The organism is Clostridium sp. DL1XJH146 (assembly GCF_054819755.1).
The window spans coordinates 1-14,624 of sequence record NZ_JBTVVN010000005.1 but is presented as its reverse complement, the minus strand read 5'-3'; the positions used below and the strand labels follow the sequence as shown (position 1 = coordinate 14,624).

8 protein-coding genes are annotated in these 14,624 nt (G+C 27.2%); all 8 read left to right on the top strand.

What is annotated here, in order from left to right:
* The first annotated feature begins 102 nt into the window (after positions 1–102).
* On the top strand, positions 103–3,195 hold the full coding sequence (locus tag ACVHXK_RS03790) for a DEAD/DEAH box helicase family protein (RefSeq protein WP_461205124.1): 3,093 nt from the start codon (positions 103–105) through the stop codon (positions 3,193–3,195).
* Positions 3,196–3,259: 64 nt separating this feature from the next.
* Positions 3,260–6,517: a DNA-directed RNA polymerase subunit alpha C-terminal domain-containing protein gene (locus ACVHXK_RS03785; protein ID WP_461205031.1), complete on the top strand. Its 3,258-nt coding sequence runs from the start codon at positions 3,260–3,262 to the stop codon at positions 6,515–6,517.
* 1 nt (position 6,518) lies between these two features.
* Positions 6,519–7,184, top strand: a complete 666-nt coding sequence (locus ACVHXK_RS03780; RefSeq protein ID WP_461205030.1) for a phospholipase D-like domain-containing protein — start codon at positions 6,519–6,521, stop codon at positions 7,182–7,184.
* Positions 7,185–7,198: 14 nt separating this feature from the next.
* Positions 7,199–8,542: a DEAD/DEAH box helicase family protein gene (locus tag ACVHXK_RS03775; RefSeq protein WP_461205123.1), complete on the top strand. Its 1,344-nt coding sequence runs from the start codon at positions 7,199–7,201 to the stop codon at positions 8,540–8,542.
* Positions 8,543–8,545: 3 nt separating this feature from the next.
* Positions 8,546–8,719 (top strand): hypothetical protein, encoded by a 174-nt coding sequence (locus ACVHXK_RS03770; protein ID WP_461205029.1) that lies wholly within the window; start codon positions 8,546–8,548, stop codon positions 8,717–8,719.
* Positions 8,716–10,743 (top strand): AAA family ATPase, encoded by a 2,028-nt coding sequence (locus tag ACVHXK_RS03765; protein WP_461205028.1) that lies wholly within the window; start codon positions 8,716–8,718, stop codon positions 10,741–10,743. The genes ACVHXK_RS03770 and ACVHXK_RS03765 overlap by 4 nt, the downstream gene beginning before the upstream one ends.
* 4 nt (positions 10,744–10,747) lie before the next feature.
* Positions 10,748–11,200 carry a hypothetical protein gene (locus ACVHXK_RS03760; RefSeq protein ID WP_461205027.1) on the top strand — a complete coding sequence of 151 codons (453 nt, stop codon included), beginning with the start codon at positions 10,748–10,750 and terminating at the stop codon, positions 11,198–11,200.
* A gap of 83 nt (positions 11,201–11,283) precedes the next feature.
* Positions 11,284–14,397: an STAND family AAA ATPase gene (locus tag ACVHXK_RS03755; protein WP_461205026.1), complete on the top strand. Its 3,114-nt coding sequence runs from the start codon at positions 11,284–11,286 to the stop codon at positions 14,395–14,397.
* Positions 14,398–14,624 lie beyond the last annotated feature (227 nt).

Here is a 14,624-nt window from a genome sequence, read left to right as displayed (position 1 = left end):
AATGATGAATTATTTTCAGGAAAAATAAATAATAGAGTTCAGGAGAGCGACGTTAGCATTGAGGGAATTGTGCCGGCGGAGATTAGTAAGGCTGCAGTAAGTATGGGTGCAGCCTCTATTTTGCATAAAGAAATTGAGAAGAGTGATAACTGTATAGTTGGTGGGGATGATCATTTATATGACAGATTAGAGAAAGCATTTGAGAAAGCTACAAAAGTTGATATTATTGTGTCTTTTATTATGGAGTCTGGCGTTAGGCTTGTGGAGAAGGATTTGAATAGATTGCTGAAAAATAATATTCCTACAAGAATACTTACAGGGAATTATCTTAATATAACTCAGCCATCAGCACTTTATCTTTTGAAAGATATATTTGGTGATAAGGTTGATTTGAGATTTTATAAGGATAGGAGCAGGAGCTTTCATCCAAAGGCATATATTTTCCATCATGAAGATGGGGGAGAGATTTTTATAGGTTCTTCGAATATTTCAAAGTCGGCTCTCACTAGGGGTATTGAGTGGAATTTTAGAATTGATAAAGACAGGAATGAAGAGGATTTCAATAGTTTTTTGAATACTTTTGAAAATCTTTTTTACAACGAATCGAGAATAATTGATGATAAGGAACTTAAGAAATACTCTGATGGTTGGGTTCGAAATAGTGTGGTACATAAAGTAGATGAGAATGAAAAAGAAAATAATAATAGAGAAAATAATATAGATAAAAGAGATAGAGAAAATAGAGAAGCAGGGAAAGATGGAGAAGAAACTATAGCAAAAGTAAGAGAATTGTACAAGCCTAGAGGTGCACAGATAGAAGCATTATATCATCTTAAAAATAGTAGACTTGATGGAGAAGATAAAGGGCTTGTGGCCGCAGCAACTGGTCTTGGAAAGACATACCTTGCTGCTTTTGATTCAGTGAAATTTGAAAGAATTTTGTTTGTGGCACATAGAGAAGAGATATTAAAACAAGCAAAGAGATCCTTTGAAAATGTAAGACCTGATGCAAAGACTGGGTTCTTCTACGGAGATAAAAAAGATAAGGATTGTGATATCCTATTTGCAACAGTTCAGACTTTAGGTAAAAAAGGCTATTTAAATGAAGAAAATTTTAAAAGAGATTATTTTGATTACATAGTTGTAGATGAATTCCATCATGCAGTAGCAAAGAATTATAGGAATATAATAGACTATTTCAAGCCTAAATTTCTTCTAGGACTTACGGCGACACCATATAGGATGGACAATAAAGATGTATTTGCAGTATGCGATTATAACATAATATATGAGGTTGGATTAAAGGGAGCTATTAATAAAGGGTGGCTTGTTCCTTTTAGATATTATGGTATTTATGATGACAGCATTGATTACAACACCATTGAATATAAATACGGGAAATACAATGATAAGCAACTTGAAGAAGCTTTGATGATTAAGAACAGGGCGAATTTAGTATTAAATAATTATAAGAAATTTAAAAGTGCAAGAGCAATGGGTTTCTGTTCATCAAGAAAACACGCTGAATATATGGCGAAGTTTTTCGTGGAAAATGGAGTGCCTGCCTGTGCTGTATACTCTGGTGAACTTGGGGAGTGTGCACTTAATAGGGAAGAAGCTTTAGGTGAATTTACAAAGGGTATAAAGAAAGTACTTTTCTCGGTGGATATGTTTAATGAGGGGCTGGACATACCTTCAGTGGACTTGATAATGCTACTTAGACCAACAGAATCGCCTACAATATTTTTTCAGCAGTTAGGTCGTGGCCTTAGAAAATACAAAGATAAGAAATACCTAAATGTTATAGACTTCATAGGAAATTATAAAAAGGTTGAAATGATACCATTTTTATTAACAGGTGATAAAAAAATAATAAATAATCAAGGAAAAACAAAGAAATTACCCACAGAAGAAGATTATCCTGTGGATTGCCTTGTGGATTTTCAGTGGCAGCTTGTGGATATCTTTAAGAAGCAGGAGAATCAAAGAAAAAATAAAGAAAGCATTATAATAGAAGATTATCTTAGAGTTAAAGAATTAGTTGGACATACACCATCCAGAGTAGAAATGCTCACTTATATGGATGATGATATATATGAAAATATGAGGAAGCAGGCAAAGCTTAATATATTTAAAAATTATCTTAGGTTTCTAAAGAAAGTTGATGATTTGGAAGAAGATAAAGCAAAGCTTTTAGGAACAAAAGCCGAGAGATTTTTGAATATGATTGAGAAAACAAGTATGAGTAAAACTTATAAAATGCCTATACTTCTTGCTTTTTATAATGATGGGAAAATGAAGCTTAGAATAAATGGCGATGATATTTATAGGAGTATGAGAGATTTTTATGATAAAGGATCTAATGGTGTGGATATGCTTAAAGATAAAAGCACTAAGGATTTTAAAAGTTGGGGTAAGGATGAGTATGTAAGACTTGCTTGGAAGAATCCTGTGAAATTTCTATCCAAAACAGAGAATGAATTCTTTTATGTTGAGGGGGAGGAGTTTTGTGTAGTGCCGGAGATGGGGGAGTTTGTTGGAAAAGGGAGGTTTCTTGAGGAGTTTTGGGACTGTGTGGAGTTTAGGGTTGGGGAGTATTATAGGGGGAGATTTATTGAGCTCTATAAGAAAAACGAGATAAAAATAGATTTTGCATTAAGAGATGAACAGGTAAATATATTTGCAATGACTAAGGGCGGATTAAAGGGAAAATATTCACATCAAATAATGCTTTGTAAAAAATCTAAAATACCTGCTAATAGAAAGATTTTTCTACTAGATTCTAAGAAATCAAAATCAATATTTGGTCTTTCAGAAGGAGGAAAAGAGTACAGTAAGCTTATTCAAGATGAAGAATTAGAACTACAGTATGTAGCAATTATAGATAAGCAAATAAAAATAAAACCTAGTATAGAGCTTTTTACAAAGATTTGTGACAGAGGACTATTTTCAGTATGGGACCCAAAAGCTCCTATGGAGTATTTCAAAGATAAAGAAGAAGGGTATTTAGTTCTTTTTAGAGTTGGAAGGATTTCAGAAGAAGTATCAGAAGAATTACTTCACAAAGGTAGAAATGGTAGAAACTTTTTCTTTGGATTAAGTGAAAAAGTTGTAAGTGAAGTTGAGGAATGGTGTATTGGGGATAGGGAGTTTGAGGGGATGGAGGAAGAGATAGTTGAGTGTGTGGAGAGATGAAATTAGATGAATTATATAATGATTTGAATTCAAATAGCAATTAAAAGAAGAAGGTGTTATATATATGGATTATATATGTTTGCCAGAATGGCTTCCTAATGAAAAACATATAAAAAGTGAAATAGTTAGAAAATTTATAAAGTATGCTTCTGCAGAAGGAAATAAAAAAATTGATATGAAATATTTAAGAAAGTATTATTGTGAAGAAAAGGAAACTTATATTAAATTAGTTGATGAGTTAGCGTTAAGAGGGTTTAAGTTTATTACAAGTAAACCTAATAATATATTACCTAAAAATATAAATAGTAAAGAAATAGAATATATTTTAGTTGATAAACAAGAAGCAAATTATAAAAATATAAATTATGAGAAAATTGGTATTAGTGATTTTATGAATAGATTTATGGTTTCAGATAATCTATTTTTTAATTATATACCAATACAAGGATTTTGGAATTTAAATAAGAATATAGACATAGAGCAGCTTAAGGATGAATTTAAAAACAATGGATTTAATATTGATTATTATTCATACGATAAAGATATATGTTATGAACAAAAGGACAGTTATGATAGCGAAAATAATAATTTAATAGAAAGGAAAAAAATATATTTAGATAAAGAAAAAAACATGAAAATTGATAATATAATGATCGAAGAATTAGACCTTTCTCCTAGATCATATAATGCATTAAAACGTGCTAAAATACAGAGGGTTAAGCAATTAATAGAACTTGATTATGAAAAATTAATTTCTATCAGAAATATGGGAAAGAAATCGGTTTCTGAAATTTTAGATAAGATAGAACAAATAAAAGCTAATGGTGTAATGAGTAGTCTACCCCAAAAAAAAATTGATTTAATTGATTTAAACGTTGAAAAAACATTTATGGATGAATTAGGATTTTCAGTAAGAGCACAAAATGCTTTGTTAAATTATGGAGTTAGAGAATTTATTCAATTGGATAGATTATCGTATAAAGAGATTAGTGAGATTAAGAATTTGGGTAAAAAAACAGTAGATGAGATTTTTGTAAAGATAGATAAATGGAAAAATAGTGATAATTATAGGAATGAAGTTTTAGATTCATATATAAATATTTCTCAAAAAATTTTAGATGTTTTTGGTAAATGTTTATTAAGTAATATATATGATAATAAAGAATATAAGATATTGAGAGAATTAACCATAAATGATTTAAAGGAACTATCGTATAGGGAACTAGAAAATTTAGGAATACCTTTTTCAGTTATAATAACTTTAAAAAGTAATATAAGCGAATTAGAGCCTCCAAAGAAAATTTTGGATTCGATTGAATTTAAGGAGAGAGATGAAATTATTTTAAAAAGACGCTATCTTTTTGGAGAAACATTAGAAGAAATAGGAGAATGTGTTGATGTTACAAGAGAACGTGTGAGACAAATTATTAAAAAAGAAGAAAGTAAAATGTTTTCTAATTTACGTAGAAGTAAATTTATATATAATTTTAAACTAGCGGAAAATATAGGAATAACATTTAGTAGAGATGTAATAAGTAGTGGAGTATGTAATGATGATCTAAAACTTGCTTTATTAGAAAAAAGTAAATATTCAGTAGTAAAATATTATGAACCATTTGATATCTTTTTTACTTCAAGTAAAAATGAATTTGAAAAAGATATTTGGAATGTATTGCAGGAATGCCCTGATCAGTTTAATCTTGTGGATATAATAGATGAGGTTCTTGAGGTATGTACTAAGTATGATATAAATAACCTGGATATTTCAAATATTGAAAACTTAATTCTTGATAATGGTTTTACAATATACGGAGAAATAATTTCAAAAAAGAAATTTTGTACTGTTGATGCACTATCAATTATTTTTAGGGAATATATAGATGAGCCATTTAAAGTTAACGATGTAACAGTAGCAAAATGTTGTGAATTAGCAAAAGAATATTTAGGTTTTGACTTGCCGCAAAATAGTAGAGCATTTGAAAGTAGATTAAGGGATGTGGAAGATATTATTTTAGTAGAGCGTAGGACATTCTTTCATATAAATAAAATAGATTATGATTTACAGTTAATAGAATATATAGATAAATATCTAATGATCAAATCTCAAGAGGTTCAAAGTATTAGTATTGATGAGATTTTTGAAAAGTTTATTGTAATTTTGAAAGAAAATAATATTAGAAGCAAGATTTTACTATATTCTCTTATAAAAAGACATTTAGGTGATAAATATGATATTGGTAAAGGAAATACTCTAAATATATATTTTGATGAGAGCAAAGAAAAGGTGCCATTTAGAACGATTTTATATGATTATATTAAAGTGAATGGAGGAAGAGTAAAAAAAACAAAGATAGTAGAATCTTTAGGATGGACGAATATACGACTTGAAAATACAATTATTAATTATCAGGAATTTATTTCTCTTGGGAATGGTTTAGTTAAAATATATGAAAGAAAAAAAATGGACGATCAAACTGAAAAGTATTTACGTGATTTTATTAAGGAAAAGATAAAGAAAGGATATATTTGTGTTGAAAAGGTATATATAGATATGAAGTTTGATGGAATACTAAATAAGTTTATTTTAGAAAATGATATAGAGAATTCTATTAATTTAGCTCAAATACTTAAGATATTATTTCCTAATTTAGTTGGGCATACAATATTACTTTTCGATAGAAGTACAGGTTTTAGAAATACTGAGGATTTAATTATTAGTAAATATGATAGGGTATATAAAGAAGAGTTAAAGCAAGAGTTAATTAACTTAGGGCATAAAGAGATGACTGCATATACAATTATGTTCAAGTTATTGGAGAGAAAAAAATATGTTGAGATAGCTAGTGATGAAATTGTATTGAAGTCAAATTTTAAAATTGAAACAAATGTAATAAAATCTGTGATTAGTTATGTGAAATCTAAAATGAATAGTGATCCATATATTTCGTTATATGGATTAAGTGGATATAGAAGTAAACTACCTAAAATTCAATATAGATGGAATCCTCATTTAATTCGTACTATATTATTAAGTAATGGATTTAGGGATATTAAAAAGAAAGTTAAGGATTATCGTACAGATCGATTGATAATGGTGGAAGAGAATAATGATTTAATAAGTTTTGAAGAACTAGTTTTTCAATTGATTAAAGATGGATATGATGGAAATATGCATCAGTCGCATATATATGATTTTCTTGTTGAAAAGAATTTATTACTAGAAAAAGAGAATATTCTTGATAAAAAATTACCAGCAGAAATAAGAGAATGTGAATTAATTAATATAGATTCAGTGGGTAAAGTATCTCTTAAGGGGGACTAAGATGAATTTAAAAAATCTCAAATTAAAATATAAATATCGATCTGATACAGATTCGTTATTTGATGATTTTTATAATAAATGTCTAGAAGTTTCAAGTAAATACGATAGAGCTGTTGGATATTTTACTAGTGGAAGTATAATAACTTTAGCAAAAGGACTTGTGTCTTTTATTGATAAGGGGGGCAAAATAAGAATTGTGTGCAATCCATATATAAGTAAAAGTGATTATAATGCAATTAAAATGGGGTATAAATCAAAACAAGATATTATTATAAAGAATATGCTTGATGAAATTAAGATTACAGAAAGAAATATAGAAAGTGATCCATTAAATATTCTTGCATGGTTAATATATAAAGAAAAATTAGATATGAAAATTGCTTATACAATTAATAATTCCATTTATCATGAGAAATTTGGACTTTTTTATGATGATGAAGGAAATAGTATTTCATTTTCTGGTTCATCAAATGAAACTATTGGTGGATTGGTTAATAATTTTGAAAAAATTGATGTTTATTATAGAGATTTTGAACTAGATAGAATAAATGATGCAATAAATGATTTTGAAAAATTATGGAATAATGAAACAAGTGGATTAGTAGTTGAAGAATTACCTGAAAAAATAAAAAATAGAATTATGACAAACAAAAAAAAAATTATCTAAAAAACAATAAAGAAATTAAGCCTAGAGATTATCAATTAGAGGCAATTGCAGCATTAAAAGAAAATAATTGGTATGGGATTTTAAATATGGCTACAGGAACAGGTAAAACAATTACTAGTTTAATTTGTGCCAAGCAATACTTAAAAGAAAATAAAAGAATATTTTTAATTATTCTAGTACCGTTAAGACATTTAGCAGAACAATGGGAAAGTAATTTAAAAACTGTTGGGTTTAATAATTGCTTAAAATGTTATGATTTGAAATCAAAATGGATTAATAAGTACGATACAATTGTTAGGGATTTTAACCTAGGAATTACAAAAGTTGAATGTGTTATAGCTGTGTATAAAACAGCATCAACGAAGGATTTTCAAGCTATTACAACAAAAATAAGAAACAATTCAGTTTTAATTGCAGACGAATGTCATAATTTTGGAATGAAGAGTTTTGAGAAACACCAATTAAATAATATTTCTTCAAGAATTGGATTATCAGCTACTCCTGAAAGATGGTTTGACGAGGAAGGAACAGAACGATTATTTCAATATTTTTCTAAAGTAGTTTATGAATATGATATTCAAAAGGCAATAGATAATCGTGCACTTGTTCCATATGAATATGAGCCTATTGTAGTAGATTTATTAACTGAAGAGCTTAAAAAATACGAGCGGTTAACAACACAACTTATTAGATTAATAAATACTAAAGATAAAAGTAAAGAAGAAAGAATTGAAAAATTGAATAGGGAAAGAAGTTTAATTATTTCGAAAGCATATCAGAAGAAAATATTGTTATATAGTATGCTGAAAACCACAGGAGTTAATGAAATAAGTCATACATTAGTATATTGTGCACCTGGTGAAATAGATGATATAACTTACAATATAAGTAATTTGGATATAAAAGTACATAGATTTAATAGTAAAGTTAAGCCTAAGGATAGAATACAAATCCTTGAAGCGTTTGATAAAAAAGAAATTCAGGTGTTGGTAGCAATTAAATGTTTAGATGAAGGTGTTGATATACCGAATACTAGAGTTGCTTATTTTTTAGCTAGTACGTCTAATCCTAGAGAATTTGTACAGAGAAGGGGAAGAGTGTTGCGTAAAGCAAATGGAAAGACAAAAGCAAAAATCTATGATTTTATAGTTTTGCCTACAAATGTTAATGAGATAACATTTAAAAGAATTGCATATAAAGAAATGCCTAGATTCGCTGAATTTTCAAAATATGCAATCAATAAATATATCGCAAGAAATAAAGTTAAAGGAATTCTCGAGAAAGTTGAATTGGAATACCTTATGGATAAGCTTCCTTGGGAATTGTACAAAGAAATGAAAGAATTATATAGGAGGTAAGATATGGATTTAAATATTAATTTAAGAGCTAAAATAGAAGGATTTCCGGATGATTTAAAGGAAATCGCTAGTTTGTTATTAGATGAATTAGAAAAAGGAAATAAAAAAGAATCACAAATTATTGAAATGATAAAGGAAGAGATTAGAGAGTTAGTATTAGAGGAGGAGCAAAAATGAAATTAATTGAAATTGATTTAACAGATTTTAGACAATTTTATGGAAAGCAAATCCCTATAAAATTAGCTGCTGATAATAAAAACATAACAATTATATTTGGTGAAAATGGGGAAGGAAAAACAGGTATTTTTAGAGCTTTAATGTTTGCTTTATTTGGCACACGATATCTTTCACAGGATAATGAAAAAGATGATATACATTTAGTGAATTTATTGAAATTAAAAGAAAATGAAGGTAATCCTGTTACAGCTAATGTAACTGTTGTTTTTGGTCAGGGATTAAAAGTATGGAGAATTTCTCGTGATATTATGGGGTACCAAGCAGGAAAAAAAGTTATAGAGAAAATGGGAAATATTAAATTAAATGAAATAGATGAGAATGGTAATTTGTCTCCAAATACTATAGAGGATGAAAATGTAGTAAGTGGGATAATTAATAAGATTATTGATGAAAAGATAAAAGATTTTTTCTTGTTTGATGGTGAAAAGATAGAAACTTTAGCAAAGACTAATAGTGATGTGAAAAAAGAAATTAAAGCTGCAATAATTAAACTACTTCAAATTGATAAAATAGATTTAGCGAAAGATATTTTAGAAAAAATGTATAGGAAAGAACAGCGAAGAATTACAGAGAAATCTAGCAATATTGATGTTCAACAGGCTCAAAAGAGCAAGAGTTATATTGAAGAAGAATTAAAAAATATTCAAGAACTTATGGAAACATATAAAGAAAATCAAAGACTATGTCAAAAAGAAATTGAAGAAACCGATAGAAAATTATCTGAAACAAAACCAATAAGGGAATTACAAAATAAAATTGAAGAAAAGAAAAAAGAGAAAGATGCAAAATGTGAATTACTATATGCTCATAAAAGGGCATTGAAAGAATCGTATTTCAATGAAGGACATTTTTTAGTGATGAAAGATGTTTATGGAAATACCAAATTGTATCTTAATCAATTACTTACGGAGCAGAATGATTTAGTTTCTATCGAAGTAATAGAGAAGATTTTACGCGAAGGAAAATGTATTTGTGGGACAGATATTAATTCTTCAAAGGAAGTATTAGAAAAAATACAATTACTAAAAACTCAATATAGTAGATCAAAATTGACACCATTTATCGGACAAGTTAATGGCGTGATTTATGATTTTGAGAAGAGGAATGATGAAGTAGTTGATAATTTGCGTGAGAAATTAAGTAAAATTAGAGAAGTTAAAGATGAAGTGGATGATATTGATCAGCAAATTAGTGAACTATTAAAAGAAAAAAAAGAGCGATCACGTGATGAGAAAAACTTAAGTGAATTAGAAAACAAACTTGATGATAAAAAAATAGAGTTGGCTAGAATCAGATCTGAAATAAATAGATTAAACGATAAAACAGATCAATTAGAGTCTGATTTAAAGGAAGCAATAAGAAAACTTGATGAAATAATTTCGGCGGATACAACTTTGAGAAAAGATAGAAAGCGTCTAGATTATATTGCTAGATTGAGTGATGAATTTAATAAGTTATTTATTGAGTATAGTGATGAAATGAGAAAAGAATTAATGAAAACTACTACAGAAATTTTTAAAACTCTAATTAATAAGAAAGATCGTGAACTTATTGAAAGGGTAGAAATAAATGAAAAATATGAATTAGAGCTTCATAATTGGAATGGGACAAAAATTACGCAGGATATTTCACAAGGTCAAAGGCAGATCGTTGCATTATCATTTATTACTGCATTAGCAAAAGTTGCAGCTGATGGAAGAGACAATATTGATTTTCCGTTGTTTATGGATACACCATTTGGAAGGATGAGTGGGACTAACAGAGATAATCTTATCAAAAATATTCCTAATCTTGCTTCACAATGGATATTATTACTTACAGATACTGAGTTTTCTCAATCAGAAGAAATTATGGTTAAATCTACAAATAAACTTGGTAGATGGTATAGACTTGAGCAAAAGAAGGTATATCATACAGATATAGTTGAAGTGAATTTGAATGATACAATGGCTACGAGGAGGTAATCAAATGGATTTTTTAGCAGAACAACAGTTGTTTTATACAAGCAAAAAATATGAAACAATATACAAATATTTAAATGAAAATCTAGGGATAAAATATCATGAGTTATTTACGTTAGTTGCTTCTATAGGATTTGTAAATGATAGGCAAATTAAATTTGAAAAGAGAGGAAGAGAATTTAGAAGTAATTATTTAAATAATCAACAGAAAGCTAGCATCTATTCAATTATTTTAAATGATCCTGAATTAGGAAAACAAATTGAAATGTTTAATGATAAGAATTTTAATTTACAGTGTAGAAAAAAACTTGAAGAATATGCTGAAGGTGGTATGGAAATTCTTGTAGAGGAAGTTTTTAAAAACAAATGGAATGGTACGTCATTGGATTCTGATTATGATGAATATGATGTTGATATAATGTCATATTTCCTTGAGTATACAATGAAAGTTCCTTTTTAATATTTGTTTCAAATGGCATGTTAATTATTATAAAATAAAACAAAATTTTATATTTTAAAACTATCAGGGAGGTACTATTTATTATGATAGGTATTTTACATTTAAGTGATATACATATTAAAAGTGATAAAGACAAAGTATTGGATAAGTGTGAAGCTATTACTAATTCAATTCAGAATGAAGTTAATAAGTTAGATAAGCTTATAATTTTAGTTACCGGTGATATTGCTTTTTCAGGAATTAACGATCAGTATGAAATTGCATATTGTTTTTTAGATGATATTAAAAATAACCTTCAGAAGAAAATAGAAATTGATATTCTTACTTGCCCTGGTAATCATGATTGTAAATTTTCAGATGATGATGATGATGAGAATGTAAGAGATACGATAATAGAGAAACTCTTAGAAACTAATGTAATAAATAATAAAATAATTGATATATGCTGTGAGGTTCAAGATGAATATTTTGAATTTGATAATGTTATTAGTGAGTCAAAAGTTAATATTATATATACTGATAAACTATTAAAAATAAATAAATATAATATAAATGAACAGAAGATATATTTTATTAGGTTAAATACATCATGGATTTCTCATAAAAAGGAAGTTCCTAGTAAGATATATTTCCCAATAAAACGATATGAAGAAATAATTAAAAAATGTAGTGACGGAGTAGTTATATCATATTTCCATCATCCAAGTAATTGGTGTCATCCTAATGAAACCAATTACTTGGATGATAAAATTGAGAGTATATCAGATTTTGTTTTTTTAGGACACGAGCATACAGAAAAAGAGGTTATTAAGGAATGTGGTAAGAATAAAGTTGTGTATATTAAGGGAGATGCTTTACAAGAAAATGAAAAAAGTGATACAAGTGGATTTAGTTTCATGATTATTGATTCAAATAAAGGAGTATATAAAAATTTAAAATATTCTTATAAGAAAGATATCTACTACCAAAGTATTGAAGCTGACTGGAAAAATTATAATAATATAAAAGAGAAAAAGGAAAATAAATATAAATTATCAGATGAAAATATTAACTTTTTAACAGATGTAGGTGTTAATTTAAATCATCCAAGAAAAGATAAATTATCACTTACTGATATTTTTGTATACCCAAATTTGGAAATTATAAATATAAATCAAAAGGAGGAAATAGCAAAACAAAAGAGTTACTTGAATTCAAAAAATCTTATGATAAATGAAAATACAGATAATCACATACTTATCTTAGGAGAAAAAAAATTTGGAAAGACGGGTCTTGCAAAAAAACTATATTTAGATTATTTTAATCAAGAGTTATGTCCTATATATATAAATGGTTTATCAATTAAGAATAAATATTGTAATAATATTGAGGACTTAGTATTAAAGGTATTTTCAAATCAGTATATTGATGATAAAAAAGAATATTTTAAGCAATTGGATAATAATAAAAAGATTATAATGATAGATGATATTGATAAAATTCGTGTACCACCAAAACTAAAGCAAAATTTAATAGCAAATATTAGTGCTGTATTTCCTAACGTTATTTTATTTTCTAATGCTCTTTTCGATATTGAAGAACTTTTGAATTCAGATAATGAAATGATTATAAATACTATGTATAAACAATATACAATTAAAAACTTTGGATATACATTAAAAAATGAACTAATTCATAAATGGAATATAATGGGACAAAAAGACTTATATGATGATGAAGATTTAATATCAAAAGATGATGAAACATTTAGAAATATAAGTACAATTATAGGTAATAATTATATGCCGTCAGTACCTTTTTATTTACTAATTATTCTACAAGCATTGGAATCAGGAAATGAACATAGTTTTAAAGATAGCGCTTATGGTCATTATTATGAATTTTTAATATTCCAAACTTTAAATAAGATTAGCGATATTCAAGGAGATGTAGATGCAATTAAGAATTTTATTGTAATGTTAGCTAGAGAATTTTACAATAAATCTATAACCAAAATATCGGAAGTAGAATTAAAAGAATTTCACGAGAAGTTTTGTAATGATTATAGGATAAGTAGAACATTTAAAAAGTTTGTTGATTTTGATAGCATAATTAGCAATTTGTGTATAGCTAATATATTAAAATATCAATACGGTACATATAAATTTAGTTATGATTATATTTATTATTATTGTATTGGTAAATATTTTGCTGAAAATATTTTTGAGGAAGAAACTAAGAATGTATTATCGCAAATGATATCTAAATTATACATTGAGGAGAATGCGAATACAGTACTATTTATCATACATCATACAAAAAATAGTTTTATTATAAAAGAATTGATTAATAACTCAAAAGATGTTTTTATTGAACATGAGTGTGTTAAGATAGAAGATGATATTGCGTTTGTAAATGATTTGCAATGTGAAGTTCCCAAATTAATTATAGGTAAAATTAATTTAATTAAGGAAAGAGCAGAAAAATTTGATAAATTAGATAAAGCTGCAGAAAATATAAATACAGTAGAACAAGAAATTGCTTCAACTAAGGAAATAGAATCAAGCGAAGAAAAAATAATAATGAATAAAATAAATCAATTGAATTTTGCATTTAAGTCGATGGAAATTTTAGGGCAAGTACTTAAGAATTATTGGGGTTCTTTAGAAGGTATTGTAAGGAAAGAAATTGGGAAGGAACTATATTTACTTGGTTTGAGAAGCTTGAGGGAAATTTATAAAGCTTTTGAAAGTTCTAAGAATAAACTAGCTATTAGTATTAATAGAACTTTTGAAGAAAGAAATATTAAAGATCCAGAAAAAAGACAAAAGAAAACAAAGCAAATGTTATTTATCTTTGTAAGTTTAGTTACTCAATCTTATATATATAAAATAGCTTCATGCATAGGTGACGATAAGTTATCTGAAACATTTAATGATATTGAGGACGAATTAGACTTTAATTCAGTAAGATTAGTTAACTTAGCAATAAAATTAGAGTTTTTTAATGAAGAATTTCCATATTCATATGCAGAGAACTTAATAAAATCACATAAAAATAATTTTCTGTCTGACTTTTTAATAAAAAATATGATAAGAGAATACTTATACATGTATAAAACTTCAGCAGCTGAAAAAAGTAAAATAGCATCTTTAATAGGAGCATCAATTAAAGATATAAACATTCATGAGATTGAATCAATAGTTGGTAAAAAATAAGATATATAGAAAGACCAACCCTAGGTTTTCGCAAAAACTCATGGGGAGTAAAATTTTATTATAATAAACAAATAAATGAATTTCTAACGCAATCCATTTATTGGCAACACCCTCGAAGAAAAGTCTGCCTACAGGCAGACTAAGCCCCCTCATAGCCATCAACCTAAGAATACAATTTTATTCCAATGCTTGATGGCTATTTTAATTTATACAATTGGAAATTAAAT

Excerpts from the sequence above, each read along its gene's own strand:
- ACVHXK_RS03780 (WP_461205030.1), top strand. The coding sequence starts at position 6,519 with ATGAATTTAAAAAATCTCAAATTAAAATATAAATATCGATCTGATACA.
- ACVHXK_RS03790 (WP_461205124.1), top strand. The coding sequence starts at position 103 with ATGGGTGCAGCCTCTATTTTGCATAAAGAAATTGAGAAGAGTGATAAC.
- ACVHXK_RS03760 (WP_461205027.1), top strand. The coding sequence starts at position 10,748 with ATGGATTTTTTAGCAGAACAACAGTTGTTTTATACAAGCAAAAAATAT.
- ACVHXK_RS03765 (WP_461205028.1), top strand. The coding sequence starts at position 8,716 with ATGAAATTAATTGAAATTGATTTAACAGATTTTAGACAATTTTATGGA.
- ACVHXK_RS03770 (WP_461205029.1), top strand. The coding sequence starts at position 8,546 with ATGGATTTAAATATTAATTTAAGAGCTAAAATAGAAGGATTTCCGGAT.
- ACVHXK_RS03755 (WP_461205026.1), top strand. The coding sequence starts at position 11,284 with ATGATAGGTATTTTACATTTAAGTGATATACATATTAAAAGTGATAAA.
- ACVHXK_RS03785 (WP_461205031.1), top strand. The coding sequence starts at position 3,260 with ATGGATTATATATGTTTGCCAGAATGGCTTCCTAATGAAAAACATATA.